Genomic DNA, 17,237 nt, shown 5'->3' on the forward strand with positions numbered 1-17,237 from the left:
AAACTTTGAATTATTTCTTCGCAATTACCCACACCGCATGAATAATTCCAGGAAAATAACCCAACAATGTCAACAGGATATTAATCCAGAAGTCTTTACCTATCCCTACTTGTAAAAAAACTCCCAGAGGTGGGAAGAAAATCGCGCATAAAATCCGCACTAAATCCATGTCAACCTCCTTGTGAGATTACGGCTGCTCTTGATATAACTACTCTAGAATTGGCTCTGATTCCTGAATTTTAACTTTTGACCTCCGCGTAGCTGCACTAGCCACCACTAATTTTTGCTTTATAGCCTAGCTTAATCAAAATTTCCAAAATTTTCTGCTTATGGTCGCCTTGAAGCTCTATTTCATTATCTTTAACTGTGCCACCTGTGCCGCATTGAGTTTTTAAGGTTTTGACTAAATCTGCCAAGATTTCTGGCTTGGTTTGGAAACCAGTAATGACTGTAACCGTTTTACCCTTACGTCCAGAACGGGTGGCTTGCACTCTCAGATTTTGTTGTTTTGGCGGTAATTCTGGAGTTGCTCTTTCTGTGGCGGCGGGGTTGTCGTTACCAAATTCGCGGTAGGTATAACGCTTGTCGGCAGAGTTGGAATTGGAAGAAGACATAAAATTTTGATGGAGAAAGACTTTAGAGGCAATATCAAGCTGTACTAGGAATCAAATTCTAGACTAACATCACAAAACCAAGCGATGCCTACGGCGTTAGTATATTCTCTCTGATTCAGACTTTACTTATAATAATTAGGCTATCCCATCATTAACATAATTTCCGTGACTACCACTCCCCTATCTCCAAGTTCTCCCTCTACTATTCCAGTTCCCGATGCACAAGGACGTTTTGGACGCTTTGGCGGAAAGTACGTCCCGGAAACATTAATGCCTGCTTTAGCGGAACTAGAAGTAGCTTATCAGCAATACCGTCATGATCCCGGTTTTCAAGCAGAACTACAACAACTGCTCAAAGACTATGTAGGACGTGCCACACCGTTGTATTTTGCGGAACGCCTGACCGCTCATTATGCCCGTCCAGATGGCACAGGGGCGCAAATTTACTTAAAACGTGAAGACTTAAATCATACAGGCGCACACAAAATTAATAATGCTCTTGGTCAGGTATTGTTGGCAAAGCGCATGGGTAAGCAACGCATCATTGCTGAAACAGGTGCAGGACAACATGGTGTTGCTACTGCCACAGTTTGCGCTCGCTTTGGTTTGTCATGTGTGATTTACATGGGCGTTCACGATATGGAACGCCAATCTTTAAATGTATTTAGAATGCGGCTGATGGGGGCAGAAGTTCGCCCAGTGGCAGCAGGTACAGGTACTCTCAAGGATGCTACCTCTGAGGCTATCCGGGATTGGGTGACAAATGTGGAAACAACACATTACATTCTAGGTTCAGTAGCTGGCCCCCATCCATACCCGATGATGGTACGTGATTTTCATGCCATCATCGGTGAAGAAACTCGCGCTCAAGCTGTAGAAAAGTGGGGCGGTTTACCGGATATTCTTATGGCTTGTGTAGGTGGTGGGTCTAATGCGATGGGACTATTCCACGAGTTTGTGCGTGAGACATCTGTGAGGTTGATAGGGGTAGAAGCGGCTGGAGAAGGTGTCAATACAGAAAAACACGCTGCTACCTTGACAAAAGGACGAGTAGGTGTATTACATGGGGCAATGAGTTACCTGTTGCAAGATGAAGATGGACAAGTAACTGAGGCTCACTCAATTAGTGCAGGGTTAGATTATCCTGGTGTTGGCCCAGAACACAGCTATTTGAAGGATCTTGGTCGCGCTGAATACTACAGTGTGACTGATGCAGAAGCTTTAGAAGCATTCCAAAGATTATCTAAGCTGGAGGGAATTATACCAGCCCTGGAAACATCCCATGCGATCGCCTATTTAGAAACTTTGTGTCCCCAACTAAGCGGTAGTCCCCGAATTATCATTAACTGCTCTGGACGCGGTGACAAGGATGTACAAACCGTAGCTAAATTTCTTAATCCTGCATAAATAGGGATTGGGGACTGGGGACTGGGGATTGGGGACTGGGAAAGAATTTTTTCCCTGCACCCCTATATCCATATGTCCCTATTGAATTGCTTCTATATCTACCGCAGAACATTGCAAGGCATTATCACACGTATAAACTAGCAATGAACCATCGGGGCGGAGTTGAAACAAAAAATTATCGGCGTTATACTCGGCTGGAGTTCTTGTCCCGGCGACAACGGGACTATATCCTAATAATACTAATCCTCTGGATGAAGATTTAAGTTCCATTGTTTGATCAACGGCTACAGTTCTACGTCGTTGGGGATGAAAATATCGGGTTCTCATCGCTCCCAAATAGCCGTCCATCCTCAGAATACTTTCATAAACAATGCCATCAACACTGTAGGTAAGTTTCCATGTTCCATAAAGGGGAGAACTTGCTTCTGTTAGTTGAGCAATGGTAAATGAGGAAGGCTGTGGAGTTATTGGAGAATTAGCATTTACTGGCTTCATCCCAGAAAATCCCATTCCTACGATTAACACTCCCATTGCTATAGTTTGTTTAAAATTCATATCTGGCTTTTCTCCAAATTAGTGTTTAGATTACTGGCAAAAAATTACATGAGAATTTACGCTCTGGATGAAGTCAGACTTTTTTCAACTTCATCCAGAGGTTAATACAACTTGAATTCTGCCTTATCGCATGATTATTAATATTTTTTAATAACTTCTCAGAGAGAAATAATATTGTTTTTAGTCACAGCTAAATTCACATTTTATCCAGTGGATTATTTCGTGTTTAATAAATAATCAGAGCTAAAAAGACTAACAAATTTATTTGTTCATAATGCATAAAACTATACTAATGTAAATCTAATTATTAAATATTTATATAGTTAATGAAAAAAAATGAATTTCATTAACTGTTTTAGAGCTTTTTTAGAGTTAAAAATTAGGTTGATGAGCTACTTTTTTGCCCAAAGGTAACAAGTTCATTTTTAAGAATGATTATTTTAATATATAGAAACATTTACTATCAACTAATAATCCAATTTAGGCATTTGTAAACCTATTTATTTGAGCTTGATTGAGAACCAGTAATATCAGAGTAAATTCATATTGGGCAAGTATGAGTATTAGCGATCGCCTACCCATTTATGAAAAACTATGAATTTAAAAGTTATCAGAGAATATTCGTAGTTAGGTCACTATAACCAAAGATATATGACCACAGAGGGAAGTTGTTCAATTTATAACAGTCTGGTTAGATGGTTGCAACAACTACATGGCTTGAAAAATGCTTCGGACAACAATTTATAGTCTTGCTCTAGGAAGTTTCGTTCTCGCCAGTGGAGCGAGTGCTGTTTCTTTACAAACTCAATCTGTAAATCAATCTGTTCAGCCAAATTCTTCAACCATTAACTACGATCTAGCACAATATTTTCCAGGACAATACAATCGTCGTCCTAGAACATTTAATCGTCCTGTACAATCTTTTCCCCAAAGACCATATAATCCTGGACAATCGAATCCCGGCTCTTTCGGTGGACAATCGAATCCCGGCTCTTCCGGTGAACAATCGAATCCCGCCTCTTCCGGTGAACAATCAAATCCCGCCTCTTCCGGTGGACAATCAAATCCCGCTTCTTCTGGTGGACAATCAAATCCCGCTTCTTCTGGTGGACAATCTAACTCTAATGCTGCTTCTATAGAACAGTCAGTTTTCAACCAAATCAACCAATACAGAGCTTCCCTAAATTTACCAGCACTCACACGTAATTCTGCTATTGATGAGCAAGCTAGAGGTCATAGCCAGAATATGGCTAGTGGTCAAGTTCCATTTAGCCATCAGGGTGCTGAACAGCGATTTAAAGCAAGTGGTGTTGCTTACAAATCAGCTAATGAAAATGTGGCTTACAACCAAGACAGAGACCCCGCTACGAGTGCTGTGCAAAGTTGGCTAAAAAGCTCAGGACACCTTGCTAACATCAAAAGCAATACGAATGTGACTGGTATTGGTGTTGCAGTTAACGGCCGAGGCGTAGTTTATCTGACCCAAATTTTCATGCGTGCTTAAAAGGGACTGGGGACAAATCAATTCAAAATTCAAAATTCAAAATTAAATAACTGGGGATTGGGGATTGGGGACTAATCAACTCAAAAGCCAAAAGATTATTTCTTATATCCCCTGCTCCCCTACTTCCCGATGAATCTCCAAAAGTATCCTGTTCTATATTCTAAAGATGAGAAGTTAGAGTATAGGTCTTATAGTCTGTACACAAAGTAATTTCGCATGTCCCGACAAACTGCTTTTGGCATCGCTTTAAGTACGCTTGTCCTTGCGGGAGGGTTGCTTGTTCCCCCCATCGCAGGCCATACGTCTACACAAGCACCTACTGAGGATCAACCGTTGTCGATTGTTTCTAGTCAGGTTGCTAGCTCTACGGCGTTTCAAACTACTGCTTTAGAAAAATCAGTGTTTGAACAGATTAATCGATATCGGGTAGCTAGGAGGTTGCCAAAGCTAACTCTCAATGCCAATATTACTCGCCAAGCCAGAATTCACAGTCGAAACATGGCTAGAGGAAAAGCCGCATTTAGTCATAACGGATTTGAGGAGCGAGTTTATGCTATTCCTCTTCGCTACAATAGTGCTGCCGAAAATCTTGCTTTTAATCGGGGATATAGTGATCCGGCTAATCAAGCGGTGATTGGTTGGTTAGAAAGTCCTGGACATTTGAAGAATATCCGAGGTAATTACAACCTTACAGGAATTGGTGTCGCGGCTAATCAGAAAGGTGAGGTTTATCTTACACAAATTTTTCTGCGTACTCGCTAGATGGCAATGTGGTTTTTTTGCACAATAATAATGTATGTCTAACTGCATATATTATTAAGTGATTCATGACATTACAAGACTTTCAAGTAAGCGATCGCGATCTGAGTGATGCGGCTGTGTCCCAATATTTACAGTCTGAAGTGCTGGCTGTTGATACCGAAACTATGGGATTATTACCGCAGCGCGATCGCTTGTGTCTAGTTCAGTTGTGTAACCCCCAAGGCCAAGTAACAGCTATTCGCATCGCCAAAGGACAAACAGCAGCTCCCAATTTAAAGAAACTGCTAGAAGCTACAAATGTCCTGAAATTATTTCACTTTGCGCGTTTCGATGTCGCTACATTAAGGTATTATCTGAATATTCATGTTCAGCCAATTTTCTGCACCAAGATTGCTAGTAAGTTAGCTCGCACTTACACCAATCGTCACGGACTCAAGGATGTAGTGCAAGAGTTAGAAGGTGTAGAACTCGATAAAAGCTCTCAAAGTTCCGATTGGGGTAACGCCAGTAATTTGTCTGAAGCGCAACTGAATTACGCCGCCAATGATGTCCGCTATTTGATTGGTGTGCAACAGAAGTTAACCGCTATGCTCAAACGCGAAGAACGTTGGGAACTTGCTCAACAATGTTTTCAAGTTCTCCCTACAATCGTTGCTTTGGATTTATTACAATTCAAAGATTTGTTTGAGCATTAAAGAAGCAGCCATAATTCAAATGATAATTCGTAACTCGTAATTAATCTGAGCAATTACGAATTACGAATTACGAATTACGAATTAATTTCTACACGTCCTTTTCTTGCGTCTCCATATGATTTTTCATGCGATCAACGACATTATAATCATCTGCACCTGCGGGGGTTTGTGATTCAATAATGCCTTCTGTGGGGCCACCGATAGCCTTCCACGCAGCTAGACCACCTTTAAGTTCTGATACATGGCTAAACCCAGCAGAACGAAGCATTCTGGCTGCTTCTGTGGTTTGTTCTTCGGTTGCACCGTAGATATAAATATCACGGTTTTTGTCTAAAGCTGGTACGGCGCGATCTACCAGTTGATCTATTGGCATGGGCATCGCACCCATGATATGACCTTCATTATATATAGAGCGATCGCGTACATCCAAAATTGTAAAAGCTGGTTCACCCCATTCTAGACGGGACTTCACTACATGAGCGTCGGATTGTGCTGCTATAGGTGGTTGTGGGGGAATAACACCGCTTAGTAAATTGCTATTCATAACTTAACTATTACTTGCTTACTGCATTATGTGCAATTTAACTAATGATCGTGAATTAAGTTCTCTGGCTTTGGTATGAATAACGGCGAATACTGGAGGTAGATTTAGTAGCACAGCAGATTTTTGTTAGGTTTTAGTGTCTGCGATCGCTAAAAATAATTCATCCTCAATCTGCTGTTTTAATTCCTGGTTAATGCTCACATTTCTCTCAAGACAATCGATGATTAATTTATTAGCATTGAAATATGCTTGCAATAATTTTATTTCTTGGTTATTCAACTCCCAATCATAACCGATATTACGATATTTAATAAAATTTCGTCTGACCGCTTGTTCCCAAAATATGCTATTTTTCTGCCACCAAAAATAGAATTTTTCTGAGTTGCTTTCTGTACAAGGTAATTGCTTTTTGAGCTTTTGTAGTTCTTGTTTAAATTCAGCGTCCCCAACTAAGTCAATAGCTTCATCCAAAGTAAGGCTCAAAGCATGAGCATGGTTAAAATCATGAATGATGTTGAGATGATTTTCTTCAGCCAATTTTAACTTATGCACACAACTGAGAATGCTAAACAGCAACTCATCCAGTGCCATTTCTGAGTTAAAAGCTAAATTCTCAATAAAATTCCATTGTATTCTGTAATTTGCAGTAATACCAAAAGTGTAACCATAAATAAAATAAAAAGTGCGAACAGCAGCAGTGTTATTTTTAATAGATGTAGAATTGCTTTTTTGATTTAACCAAATGAGATATTGGCGTATTTTGTGATCATTTACTACAAGTGTATCAACCTGATTTTTCATTAACTTAATAGTTTCATCAACACTTGATAGCATATTCAGAGTTAGCAGAAAGACATGATACCAACGCTCTTCAGTGATATGGTATATTAATGATGTCCAATCCGTATCTTGGTACTTTTCAACAAGGTTTCTCGCAGTTAGATATTCCAATAATCCTAAATTAGAAAAAGAGTATATTCCCCTGGCTCTCTCCACCAGTAAACCATCTTGAAATAATAGACCTTCTAGCACTGATTTGTGAGCTAGATACATTTGTGATTTATCTAGAGCAAGATTGGCTATAGTCGGTAAATGTTCAGCTATCAACTTCTGAAGTTTTTCCTGCTCAAAAAAATAATCCCCTGCGATAAAAGTGACAGCAGCAATTTGAGCAAGTAGCTTTTTTTTAGAATTTAAGCTCAAATTAGCGTAAAAACTATCTCGTTTAATACCTCTGATTTCATCCCACCTAACCAATAAAGTGTTCATTACTTGCTCATACAACTTAGCTGGATTAGATGGTAATTGTCCTTTAACTTGGAATAATAAACAGATGAGATGTAGCAATAGGGGTACTCGCGCTAACTCTCGAATGCGCTGGTTTTCTGGCAAGTTAAGGTGCTGGATGAATAAACTACTAGTAGCCTCAGCTTTACTAATAGACTGATTAGCCACCGCGACAAACCAGTTTTTGACAAAAACTTCTATTTGTTGGGCATTAAAATCTGCTAATTCTACCTCATTAAAGCCGGGAAATCTATATTTATGAGCAGCAATTCGGCAGCTAATAACAAACTGATTTTTATAATAAATCTGGCTAAATTTGCGAATTTCTCTAATTACATTATCTGTATGCTCTAGCGGTACTTCATCTAGTCCATCAAGTAAAATCAGTACCCTGCCTTTATTTAGTACAGTTAAAGCGGCTTCCTCATCAATTCCACAGGAGTAAAATACTTGGGTAATGTATTTCTCAATGTTGAATTCCTGTTCATATTGTGCATCTTCCGCAAATTCCTTTAACCTGATAAATACTGGGACATGGTGAGGTTGAAATTTACCTTGATTGCACGCGATCGCCAAATGCTGCAAAAATGTTGTTTTACCTGACCCAGATTTACCTAACACCATCAACTTTGAGTACCGTAATCCGGCTTCCAACCCTGGTAATGTTTGCCGATGGTTGCTTTGTCCCAGTTGGTAAAAATTAGACTCTAGGGGTGATTCTTGCAAAAGATCAGAAATCTCCCGCCATTGCTGACTGGTAATTTCTTCCAAAACACTGACACGGGTATAAATTTCATCTAATGGTATCGCCCGTGCAATATCTAACATTTGGAGAGTGCTGCACTGATCTTGGATTTTGTCCTGGCACTTTTGCCGCAATTCCTGCACTAAAGTATTGAAGTCAAAACTATTAGGCTGTAGTTGCAGCGTGCCTTTAGATACCCAATCTTCATGTAAACTAGCCACCTGTTGCCAAGACAGTCCTAACTGTCGGCAAATTTGCACAAAACAACTACGAGAAACTGGTTCACCCGCAAAAAACTTGGAAACTGGTTGGCGAGTGATTCCTAAAGCGGTTGCTAATTTTTGCTGACTCAAGGTTTTATCAGTCAAAGCCGTTTTTGCAGCTTTAATACCTTCTGATGAAGCTTTTAGTCCTCGGCTTGTCATACTCCCAGAAAAATATATTATTAAATGCTAGAAAACGTAATTTTTTATACGTAGATGCCATCTGGAAAATAACTCGTATACACCCGGAGAAGGAGTCTTCATCGGGTTGTTTCGAGTAGGGTATGTTAGGTAGATTGCGTAGGTGATTTCTTCATGGCTGTAATTTATCAGCCACTCACCAGCAGTTAGAGAATGATTAATCGGTAGAGAAACACACTTAGGAACACACTAAAAGTCAAAATTTCTCTTAACTGTGAAGATTCACGATTATAGCATCCAAGAATCAAAACATACCAAGCTTATACGAAACTCATACATTTGGTACGCAATAAGATAGCTGAACTTTTCAGAAATTTAATGGAAAATTAAGTGTAGCCCCGTAGTACAGAGGCAATGTATAGCAACAAATGCCTGTAACTCTACGTAATTGCAGAAATAGGAGGGAATAAATACCCCCTCATGAGGAGCAAATGGAGCATCAAAAATCTCCAGGGTAGCTTCTCTTCAGGAGCTTTACAGACAGCAAAATTAATTGCCAAATCAACATTAGGCTAGAACATTATGGTGATGCTGACCGCTTCAAATCCTAAAATTCTTGTTGTAGACGACGACTTTGGTGTTCGCAACCTTATATATCGCTTTTTAAGCCGTAAATATCAAATTGAGTCGGCGGCTGATGGTAAATCAGCTCTAGCGTTATTTGATCAATTTGACCCTGCTTTAGTAATTCTCGATTGGAATCTCCCAGATACTAGTGGTTACAATCTGTGTCAAGAAATGCAGAGTCGGAATAATGTTTTAGTGATGATTCTGACTGGGAGGACAGAAGAAACAGATAAGATTAGAATTATGGCCGCTGGTGCTGATGATTTTATTACTAAACCGTTTAGTCTAGCTGAAATAGAACTCAGAGTGCAAGCTCTCTTAAGACGTATCCGCTCTATTAAACAATCTCCTTCACAGCGTCTGATTTTCAAACAGCTAGCAATTAACCCAGATGGTAGGGAAGTCACCCTGAATGATAAACCCCTCAACTTAACGGCGTTAGAGTTTAATATTCTACATTTTTTGGCAAGCCATCCCGGTCAAGCTTGGAGTCGTCCCCAACTCATCCAAAAAATCTGGGGTTGTGACTATGTAGGAGATGGACGGGTAGTTGATGTACACATCGGTCAGCTACGTAAAAAATTAGAAACTGATACTAGTGTCCCGGAGTTTATTAAAACTGTTCGCGGCTACGGTTACAAGTTTGAAATCCCAGAATAAAAGACAATTGTCATATCCAAACATTAAATTGCATACAGACAGTCTTGCTAATATCAAGCGGATTGCTACACTTTATTTACACTCTTGGTTTTGATAGTTGCAATAAATTTGCAAATGAATACTCAGGTCGGTCATAAGTCATTATATTGAGGCTTGTGTATAGAGATTGGTGTTATTTTTGGGTACTAATCCCAACAATCTCAGGGAATATGGCGTCTACCAAAGCCTCAAATAAAAGCTCTGTTGGTTTTGAATTATTGTCCCAGCATCAGTTTCTACTCAGTCAAGATGTACTGAATTTATCGGATATTCTCCCTATAGGTAAAACTTGGGATAAGCATAGAGTCAATGCTGAACAGGTTTCTAATTATTACGCTACAGCCGAAGAAGATTTCTTCAATGAGTATGCTTGGCGGGTAAAGAGGTGTTCAGAATTGCTAGAGTTCCAATTATTACCAGAAGATTCGGAAAATAGTCTTAAATTAAAGCTGTTGCATACTCGATTTTGTCGGGTTCGTCACTGTCCGGTTTGTCAGTGGCGGCGATCGCTCATGTGGAAAGCAAAAGCCTATAAAATTCTTCCAGAGGTTGTTGCAGATTATCCCAAGTATCGATGGTTGTTCATAACTTTAACTGTGAAGAATTGCCAAATTACCGAACTCCGAACCACCTTGGATGAGATAAACAAAGCTTTTAAGCGATTGACTGAATTAAAAGCATGGCCAGCGAAAGGTTGGGTAAAATCTATTGAAGTGACCAAAGGTAGAGACGGAGCATCAGCACACCCACATTTACATATTTTGGCAATGGTGCAGCCATCGTATTTTAGTCATGGCTACTTGTCTCAAGCCAAATGGGCGACATTATGGCAACAGTGCTTACGCATTGATTATCAGCCAGTAATTCATATTAGCGCGATCGCCAAACATCATGACCCCACAGTGCTAATTCCCGAAATACTCAAGTATCAGGTGAAAGAATCGGACTTAATAGCTGATAGGGAATGGTTTCTAGAGTTAACCCGCCAATTGCATAAAACCAGAGCGATCGCTGTCGGGGGTATACTCAGGCATTATATGCGGGAGTTAGAAGAGAATAATCAAGACCTCATAAACGAAGGTGAAGAGATGGATGAGGTTAATCATGGACGTTTGACTTTCCAATGGGATCGAAAATTACATAAGTACAAGTTAATCAAAAACTCAGGCATACTTCACCTCATTTATTTGAAATTTCAACACTCATCAACCCGAAGGGAACAAAAAAATATCCTCTGGTTGAGCGCGACTATCTTTCTACAACATCTTGATTTATTCCCGCAGGGAATATTCCCCTCATCAACCCGAAGGGAACAAAAAAATAATCTATGGTTGAGCGCGAAAAGATTTATAAAACCTCACCCACTTTAGGCGTTAGCCTACCCAACCAATATCTAAGGGACAAAACGCGAAATCCCAGTCAATCAAAGAGTGGATGACTGGGACTGCGAAGATATTAATTACCTTTACTCGAAGCCAAAAAATAGCTTCGATATTAATTTCATAAAAATTTAGAACAATATTGAAAAGAGTAACGTTGAACTAATAGGAAGCGGAATTATTGATGAATCATTAATTATAATTTCTATAAAATGGATTCATAGACCTCATAATGCTGGCATACTTAACCCGCATTTCTCACAAACAGTAGGGGCGGGTTGAGCAAAATATTCGTGAATGATTCGAGGATATCTGTGAACCCGCCCCTACGGAATCTGGACTGAGGTTGCAATAATTGGTGAGAAATCCGGGTTTAGCATCCTCTTGCACCAAACTGAGAGACTGGCACTATATTAAAGTTGTGGGACGATTGTATAAACACAAGCAGAAGAATGACAATTAAAGAACAGATTACCCAAGAACTAGAAAAATTACCTGAACCGCTATTACAGGAAATTTTAGACTTTGTGCAGTTTTTGCAAACCAAACATCAACAAACCGACATATGTGTAAATAAACAAACAGAAGAAGCACTTATACCAGAAAATAATTTAACAGGTTCAACTGCTCAAGATTTATTAGAGTTTGTGGGAAGTTGGTCAGGTTCAGATATTAGAGAATGCCTGCAACTGGTTCACGATAGTCGTATGCCACTAGAATTTTAATTATGTATCTTAATTATCATGTATCTACTTGATACTAATCACTGTTCCTTCTTAATGGAAGGTGTGCCTAGTGTCGCCAAGCATTTCCGTTCGCTTGGTCAAGTACAACTAGCAACTAGTGTCATTGTTGCCGGGGAGCTACGCTTTATGGCGCAAAATTCCGAACAAAAAGCCTCTAATTTAATTAAAATAAATGCGTTCCTCAGCCGAATTAAGCTATATGGAATCGACAAAGAAACCACAGAAATTTACGGGGATTTTAAATCAGAGATTATCAAACAATTTGGACCACAAGAGAAAAATAAACGTAGAAAAACTAAATTAACTACCATTGGCATTAGTGAAAATGACCTTTGGATAGCTGCAACAGCTTTACGTTACTCGTTGATTGTCGTTTCATGTGATAGTGACTTTGAGAGAATGCAACAAGTACGAGAATTTTCTTGTGAAAGCTGGATTTAAATAAAATGAGCTTAATCTTACTAAGGTTGTAAAGGAGAAAAAGAGGTATAACGCTTAACATTAACAGCTTTCACGTCGAAAGAAAGGTTGTACCCTTTGATTAACTAACTCAATCGCTAACTCAATCGCTGCTTTCATACTAGTAGCATCAGCAATTCCCTTACCTGCGATATCAAATGCTGTTCCGTGGTCGGGGGAAGTGCGAACAAAGGGTAAACCAATGGAAGTATTCACAGCACGGTCAAAGGCCATCAGCTTGACGGGAATTAAACCTTGGTCGTGATAAAGTGCCAAATAAGCATCGGCGGGATTTTGTCCTGGAGAATTACCATACCAAGCTTGACCAGGCTTAACCCACATTGTATCGGGGGGAATCGGCCCTTCTAGCTGGAAATTAGGACGCTTTTGCCGTTCTGACTCCAACCAGGGAATTAACCAATCCTGTTCTTCAGTTCCCAATTGTCCCTGTTCGCCACTGTGGGGATTTAAACCTGCGATCGCAATTCTCCCACTAGTCATGCCAAAATCTTGCTCTAAACACTCCACCAATAAATCTAATTTTGTGGTTAATAACTCTGGTGTCAGGGTATTTGCTACTTGCGATAAGGGAATATGGGTAGTAGCCAATAAAGTGCGGAGTGTCCAGCCAGTGTAAGGCGATCGCGCCACAAATAACATCCCAAATCTTTCAACACCGGACTTTTGGGCTAAAAGCTCCGTTTGTCCTGGGTAATTATATCCTGCGGATTTCCACGCAGATTTGGCAATGGGGGCTGTAACAATACCATCAAAGTTACCAGCTAGAGTTTGTGCGATCGCATATTCCATATAAGCAAAACTCGCCGCACCACTGGCTGCATTCCCAGTCCCTAAAATAATCTCATCCTCAATCTCAGTATCTAAATGAATATCAATAACATTTAACTCATCAGGATTTGCCAAAAGTGTTAAATTCTCACTCCCCTTCAGTCTTTTATATATCTGTACCAGCAAATCCCGATTACCAATCACAGTGAAATCACAGTGTTGACCAACTCCCGAATCTGCCAAAGCTTTCAAAATTACCTCCGCGCCAATTCCGGCGGGATCTCCCAAAGTTATCGCTAAACGCAACCGTTTTTTATTTAGTAAATTTCTTGAGTTACTTTGATTTATTTGATACATAAGCTCTTGTCATCAATAATTGAGAGAAGGCTAGAAGTAGAGGTGACGCTAGCGCAAATAATCTTTAATTTTGACTTCCCCCAAGGGGGTTGTCCATCAAACTGGTTTAGAATTATTTACACAGGTCTAATCTTACCGTAGCCGTTACAGAGCTTCTGGGAGACATAGTTTATCTGAGTCTACCTGAGTCGTAAGATTAGCAAAGATTTAGATTTGATTCATCAAGTCTAGTCTGTTGAAACAACTCAAAAATAAGAATCTACAGATCCACCATTCGCAAAGGAGAATACATCAATGAGCGGCGAAATGTTAAACGCAGCTATCTTGTCTTTCGGTCTAATCTTCGTGGGTTGGGCTTTGGGTGCTTTGTTACTGAAAATTCAAGGTTCAGAAGAATAATCCCCTTATAAGGACTGTTGGCGAGAGACAAAAAGCTTTACTCTCCCTAGGAAAATAGCGTGTCCGTTAACCGGACAACGCTGTTTTGTCTAATCTGTACGTATGAATGACGTTTTTCTTAAAAAGAAGTAAACTTTTGTTTACAGATATAATTCTGTTAAGATTCTTTTCATAAAAGTTTAAAATTTGTTAATACCCTCATGACCTTATTAATAGTCGGTGCTACAGGCACTTTAGGAAGACAAGTGGCTCGTCGGGCGATCGATGAGGGATATAAAGTCCGTTGTTTGGTTCGCAGTGCTAAAAGGGCTGCTTTTTTAAAAGAATGGGGTGCAGAACTTGTAAAAGGAGATTTGTGTCGCCCCGAAACACTCACAGGCGCATTAGAAGGGGTTACAGCAGTTATTGATGCTGCTACCTCCCGTGCTACAGATTCACTGACTATTAAACAGGTAGACTGGCAAGGTCAGGTAGCCTTAATCCAAGCGGCAAAGGCTGCGGGTGTAGAGCGTTTTATATTCTTTTCTATTCTTGATGCCGATCAGTACCCAGAAGTCCCACTTATGGAGATTAAGCGGTGTACTGAACTATTTTTAGCCGAGTCTGGAATAAATTACACAATCTTACGATTAGCTGGCTTCATGCAAGGGTTAATCAGCCAGTATGGCATACCTATTTTAGAAGGGCAACCTGTTTGGGTAACCGGCAATTCTTCACCGGTTGCTTATATGGACACTCAAGATATCGCCAAGTTTGCAGTGCGTGCCTTGAGTGTAGCAGAAACCGAAAAACAAACTTTCCCGGTGGTAGGAACTCGTGCTTGGAGTGCAGAGGAAATTATCAATCTGTGTGAACGCTTGTCTGGTAAAGAAGCCAAAGTCAGACGAATGCCTATTAATCTGCTGCGTACCGTGCGCCGAATTGCACGCTTTTTTCAGTGGGGATTAAATGTAGCGGATAGATTAGCGTTTACAGAAGTCTTGGCAAGTGGTAAGGCTTTAAATGCGCCAATGGATGAAGTGTATACAGTATTTGGGTTAGAACAAGAACAGACAACTACTTTAGAAGGCTATCTCCAAGAGTATTTCAACCGTATTATGAAAAAGCTCAAGGAGCTAGACTACGAAAAAACTAAAAAGCAGAAATCTAAAAAGACTCCGTTGAAAAAAGTCAATAGTCAATAGTTATTCGGAATTGGGAATTGGGGATTGGATTCTTCTCCCCCCACCTTCCCTGCTTCCCCGGCTCTTCCACGCCCTATTTTCCCGTTGACTGTTGACTTTTGAGTCTAGACTAATGACTCGTGATCCAAAATGTGTAAGGATTACATAAGAAAAATCATAGCCTATTATTATTTGGATATTTGAGTGTGCCGAAAGCAGGCATTATCTACAATGACGTTAAACCGGTAGCCGTTCGTGTGGCTACCGAACTGAAAGACAAGCTAACCGCAGCCGGTTGGGATGTATGTATTACATCAAGTGTCGGTGGCATATTGGGCTATTCTAATCCTGAAAGTCCTGTATGCCACACCCCTATTGATGGTCTGACACCCCCTGGATTTGAGTCAGAAATGAAGTTTGCCATAGTCCTAGGGGGGGATGGCACGGTGTTAGCAGCGTCCCGTCAGGTCGCTCCTTGCGGTGTTCCCATTTTAGCGGTGAATACTGGTCACATGGGCTTTTTAACGGAAACATACCTGAATCAATTGCCCCAAGCAATAGAACAGGTAATGGCTGGTGAGTATGAAGTTGAAGAACGCGCTATGCTCACGGTTAAAGTCCTACGAGGGGAGTCTGTGCTTTGGGAAGCCTTGTGCTTAAATGAGATGGTGTTGCATCGAGAACCATTAACCTCGATGTGTCATTTTGAAATTGCAGTGGGTCGCCATGCACCAGTTGATATTGCTGCGGATGGGGTAATTGTTTCTACACCAACTGGTTCTACAGCTTATTCTTTAAGTGCGGGTGGCCCTGTTGTTGCACCTGGTGTACCTGTATTGCAGTTAGTACCTATTTGTCCCCATTCTTTGGCTTCTAGGGCTTTAGTGTTTCCTGACACAGAACCAGTTAATATCTATCCAGTTAATATTCCTCGGTTAGTCATGGTAGTGGATGGTAATGGCGGCTGTTACATTTTCCCAGAGGATCGAGTATATTTGGAGCGATCGCACTACACCGTCAAATTCATCCGCCTACAACCACCCGAATTTTTCCGCATACTACGAGAAAAATTAGGTTGGGGGTTACCTCATATTGCCAAACCTGCTTCAGTAGAATTACCTTAGTCCCCAATCCCCAGGAGTTATTTAATTTTGAATTTTGTTAGCGCAGCGTAAAGCCTTCGGCATAGCTTCGCTTAGAGCGAGTCCGCGTATCGCTAAAGCGAAAGCTCCGCTAACGCGCAGCGTCTCGTAGAGAGCGTCATTTTTAATTTTGAATTGATTTGTCCCCAGTCCCCAGTCCCCAAAGGTTATGACACCTGCTCACAGTCCTTGTGTTTTGATCATCGAAACGGATGATAGCCTAGCCAATCAGCTATCGTTTGATTTGCAAGAGGCTGGCTATGAACCTGTTTTGGCTAATGATGCAGCCAGTGGTTTGCAGTATTATCACGATCGCCAACCTGCTTTAGTGGTTCTTGACCGAATGCTTGCGGGTGAATCAGGACTTGCACTGTGTAAAAATCTCAGAAATGCTGGAATGCGATCGCCAGTGCTGATTCTCATGGCCAGGGATACAGTTGATGACCGGGTAGCTTGTCTAGAAGCTGGTGCTGATGATTACATCCTCAAACCCTATCGCCCAGAAGACTTTTTAAAGTTAATTCGTCTGTACCTCAAACCTGATGTTGATACTACAGAACAGTTGCGTTTTGGGGATATGGTTTTAGACTTAGCTACCCGCCGTGCGATTTACAACGGGCGAATCGTTGATCTCACCATGAAGGAATTTGAACTTTTAAAGTTTCTGATGGAACATCCCCGTGAAGTCTTAACCCGTGAGCAAATTTTAGAAAATGTTTGGGGTTATGACTTTATGGGTGAGTCTAACGTCATAGAAGTTTACATTCGCTACTTACGCTTAAAAATCGAAGATGAAGGTCAAAAACGCCTCATTCAAACAGTGCGCGGTGTAGGTTATGTACTTCGAGAATCTTAAATAGTGCTGAGTGCTGAGTAATGAGTAATGAGTGGTGAGTAGTGAGTGGTGAGTGCTGAGTAGTGAGTAGTGAGTAGTGAGTAGTGAGTAGTGAGTAGTGAGTA

Annotated in this window: 18 protein-coding genes; 12 read left to right on the plus strand and 6 right to left on the minus strand. The window is 40.6% G+C overall.

From position 1 onward, the window contains the following. Positions 1 to 10: 10 nt before the first annotated feature. A complete protein-coding gene (locus ACM0OR_RS11250; RefSeq protein ID WP_190701753.1) occupies positions 11 to 169 on the minus strand; it encodes a YqaE/Pmp3 family membrane protein in 159 nt (52 codons plus the stop codon). A gap of 97 nt (positions 170 to 266) precedes the next feature. Next, entirely contained in the window at positions 267 to 614 is a 348-nt protein-coding gene (locus ACM0OR_RS11255) for a translation initiation factor (RefSeq protein ID WP_323267640.1), read from the minus strand. 165 nt (positions 615 to 779) lie between these two features. Between ACM0OR_RS11255 and trpB the strand changes: the two genes are divergently transcribed. Next, a complete protein-coding gene (gene trpB / locus ACM0OR_RS11260; RefSeq protein ID WP_414576275.1) occupies positions 780 to 2,021 on the plus strand; it encodes a tryptophan synthase subunit beta in 1,242 nt (413 codons plus the stop codon). Between the two features lie 78 nt (positions 2,022 to 2,099). Here the strand turns inward: trpB and ACM0OR_RS11265 are convergent, their stop codons facing one another. Then, complete coding sequence (locus ACM0OR_RS11265; RefSeq protein WP_190701760.1) at positions 2,100 to 2,576, minus strand: hypothetical protein; 477 nt, start codon at positions 2,574 to 2,576, stop codon at positions 2,100 to 2,102. A gap of 724 nt (positions 2,577 to 3,300) precedes the next feature. On the opposite strand from ACM0OR_RS11265, the gene ACM0OR_RS11270 reads away from it, so the two are divergent. The 3 genes from ACM0OR_RS11270 (at position 3,301) to ACM0OR_RS11280 (ending at position 5,537) form a co-directional block, all read left to right on the plus strand. Further along, entirely contained in the window at positions 3,301 to 4,080 is a 780-nt protein-coding gene (locus ACM0OR_RS11270; protein ID WP_414576276.1) for a CAP domain-containing protein, read from the plus strand. A gap of 216 nt (positions 4,081 to 4,296) precedes the next feature. Then, positions 4,297 to 4,842 carry a CAP domain-containing protein gene (locus ACM0OR_RS11275; RefSeq protein ID WP_190701766.1) on the plus strand — a complete coding sequence of 182 codons (546 nt, stop codon included), beginning with the start codon at positions 4,297 to 4,299 and terminating at the stop codon, positions 4,840 to 4,842. A 65-nt stretch (positions 4,843 to 4,907) separates the two neighbouring features. Beyond that, a complete protein-coding gene (locus ACM0OR_RS11280; protein WP_414576277.1) occupies positions 4,908 to 5,537 on the plus strand; it encodes a ribonuclease H-like domain-containing protein in 630 nt (209 codons plus the stop codon). Positions 5,538 to 5,625: 88 nt separating this feature from the next. Here ACM0OR_RS11280 and ACM0OR_RS11285 read toward each other — a convergent pair whose 3' ends face one another. Continuing rightward, positions 5,626 to 6,081 carry a rhodanese-like domain-containing protein gene (locus ACM0OR_RS11285; RefSeq protein ID WP_323267636.1) on the minus strand — a complete coding sequence of 152 codons (456 nt, stop codon included), beginning with the start codon at positions 6,079 to 6,081 and terminating at the stop codon, positions 5,626 to 5,628. Positions 6,082 to 6,207: 126 nt separating this feature from the next. Continuing rightward, complete coding sequence (locus ACM0OR_RS11290) at positions 6,208 to 8,538, minus strand: NACHT domain-containing protein (protein WP_414576278.1); 2,331 nt, start codon at positions 8,536 to 8,538, stop codon at positions 6,208 to 6,210. A 561-nt stretch (positions 8,539 to 9,099) separates the two neighbouring features. Between ACM0OR_RS11290 and ACM0OR_RS11295 the strand changes: the two genes are divergently transcribed. From ACM0OR_RS11295 to ACM0OR_RS11310, 4 genes are all read left to right on the plus strand, one after another. Beyond that, positions 9,100 to 9,804, plus strand: a complete 705-nt coding sequence (locus ACM0OR_RS11295) for a response regulator transcription factor (RefSeq protein ID WP_323267634.1) — start codon at positions 9,100 to 9,102, stop codon at positions 9,802 to 9,804. Between the two features lie 209 nt (positions 9,805 to 10,013). Next, positions 10,014 to 11,213: a protein rep gene (locus tag ACM0OR_RS11300; RefSeq protein ID WP_414576279.1), complete on the plus strand. Its 1,200-nt coding sequence runs from the start codon at positions 10,014 to 10,016 to the stop codon at positions 11,211 to 11,213. 461 nt (positions 11,214 to 11,674) lie between these two features. Further along, positions 11,675 to 11,947 (plus strand): DUF2281 domain-containing protein, encoded by a 273-nt coding sequence (locus tag ACM0OR_RS11305; RefSeq protein ID WP_414576280.1) that lies wholly within the window; start codon positions 11,675 to 11,677, stop codon positions 11,945 to 11,947. A gap of 18 nt (positions 11,948 to 11,965) precedes the next feature. Continuing rightward, positions 11,966 to 12,409: a type II toxin-antitoxin system VapC family toxin gene (locus ACM0OR_RS11310; RefSeq protein ID WP_414576281.1), complete on the plus strand. Its 444-nt coding sequence runs from the start codon at positions 11,966 to 11,968 to the stop codon at positions 12,407 to 12,409. Between the two features lie 60 nt (positions 12,410 to 12,469). Here ACM0OR_RS11310 and pdxA read toward each other — a convergent pair whose 3' ends face one another. Further along, positions 12,470 to 13,573: a 4-hydroxythreonine-4-phosphate dehydrogenase PdxA gene (gene pdxA, locus ACM0OR_RS11315; RefSeq protein ID WP_414576282.1), complete on the minus strand. Its 1,104-nt coding sequence runs from the start codon at positions 13,571 to 13,573 to the stop codon at positions 12,470 to 12,472. A gap of 294 nt (positions 13,574 to 13,867) precedes the next feature. On the opposite strand from pdxA, the gene ACM0OR_RS11320 reads away from it, so the two are divergent. The 4 genes from ACM0OR_RS11320 (at position 13,868) to nblR (ending at position 17,133) form a co-directional block, all read left to right on the plus strand. Then, positions 13,868 to 13,972: a PetM family cytochrome b6-f complex subunit 7 gene (locus ACM0OR_RS11320; protein WP_414576283.1), complete on the plus strand. Its 105-nt coding sequence runs from the start codon at positions 13,868 to 13,870 to the stop codon at positions 13,970 to 13,972. A gap of 200 nt (positions 13,973 to 14,172) precedes the next feature. Next, positions 14,173 to 15,156 (plus strand): SDR family oxidoreductase, encoded by a 984-nt coding sequence (locus ACM0OR_RS11325; protein ID WP_323267630.1) that lies wholly within the window; start codon positions 14,173 to 14,175, stop codon positions 15,154 to 15,156. Between the two features lie 185 nt (positions 15,157 to 15,341). Then, positions 15,342 to 16,259: an NAD(+) kinase gene (locus ACM0OR_RS11330; protein ID WP_190701799.1), complete on the plus strand. Its 918-nt coding sequence runs from the start codon at positions 15,342 to 15,344 to the stop codon at positions 16,257 to 16,259. A 187-nt stretch (positions 16,260 to 16,446) separates the two neighbouring features. After that, positions 16,447 to 17,133, plus strand: a complete 687-nt coding sequence (nblR, locus tag ACM0OR_RS11335; RefSeq protein ID WP_190701803.1) for a response regulator transcription factor NblR — start codon at positions 16,447 to 16,449, stop codon at positions 17,131 to 17,133. Positions 17,134 to 17,237: the final 104 nt, after the last annotated feature.

It is taken from the genome of Anabaena sp. CCY 9402-a (assembly GCF_963920945.1).
In the GTDB taxonomy this organism is placed as follows: domain Bacteria; phylum Cyanobacteriota; class Cyanobacteriia; order Cyanobacteriales; family Nostocaceae; genus Trichormus; species Trichormus minutissimus.

Bases quoted from the DNA above. Each gene is read 5' to 3' on its own strand.
- ACM0OR_RS11250 (WP_190701753.1), bottom strand. From the start codon at position 169: ATGGATTTAGTGCGGATTTTATGCGCGATTTTCTTCCCACCTCTGGGA.
- ACM0OR_RS11290 (WP_414576278.1), bottom strand. From the start codon at position 8,538: ATGACAAGCCGAGGACTAAAAGCTTCATCAGAAGGTATTAAAGCTGCA.
- ACM0OR_RS11305 (WP_414576280.1), top strand. From the start codon at position 11,675: ATGACAATTAAAGAACAGATTACCCAAGAACTAGAAAAATTACCTGAA.
- ACM0OR_RS11265 (WP_190701760.1), bottom strand. From the start codon at position 2,576: ATGAATTTTAAACAAACTATAGCAATGGGAGTGTTAATCGTAGGAATG.
- ACM0OR_RS11325 (WP_323267630.1), top strand. From the start codon at position 14,173: ATGACCTTATTAATAGTCGGTGCTACAGGCACTTTAGGAAGACAAGTG.
- ACM0OR_RS11280 (WP_414576277.1), top strand. From the start codon at position 4,908: ATGACATTACAAGACTTTCAAGTAAGCGATCGCGATCTGAGTGATGCG.
- ACM0OR_RS11300 (WP_414576279.1), top strand. From the start codon at position 10,014: ATGGCGTCTACCAAAGCCTCAAATAAAAGCTCTGTTGGTTTTGAATTA.
- pdxA (WP_414576282.1), bottom strand. From the start codon at position 13,573: ATGTATCAAATAAATCAAAGTAACTCAAGAAATTTACTAAATAAAAAA.
- ACM0OR_RS11285 (WP_323267636.1), bottom strand. From the start codon at position 6,081: ATGAATAGCAATTTACTAAGCGGTGTTATTCCCCCACAACCACCTATA.
- ACM0OR_RS11295 (WP_323267634.1), top strand. From the start codon at position 9,100: ATGGTGATGCTGACCGCTTCAAATCCTAAAATTCTTGTTGTAGACGAC.
- nblR (WP_190701803.1), top strand. From the start codon at position 16,447: ATGACACCTGCTCACAGTCCTTGTGTTTTGATCATCGAAACGGATGAT.
- ACM0OR_RS11275 (WP_190701766.1), top strand. From the start codon at position 4,297: ATGTCCCGACAAACTGCTTTTGGCATCGCTTTAAGTACGCTTGTCCTT.
- ACM0OR_RS11255 (WP_323267640.1), bottom strand. From the start codon at position 614: ATGTCTTCTTCCAATTCCAACTCTGCCGACAAGCGTTATACCTACCGC.
- ACM0OR_RS11310 (WP_414576281.1), top strand. From the start codon at position 11,966: ATGTATCTACTTGATACTAATCACTGTTCCTTCTTAATGGAAGGTGTG.
- ACM0OR_RS11270 (WP_414576276.1), top strand. From the start codon at position 3,301: ATGCTTCGGACAACAATTTATAGTCTTGCTCTAGGAAGTTTCGTTCTC.
- ACM0OR_RS11320 (WP_414576283.1), top strand. From the start codon at position 13,868: ATGAGCGGCGAAATGTTAAACGCAGCTATCTTGTCTTTCGGTCTAATC.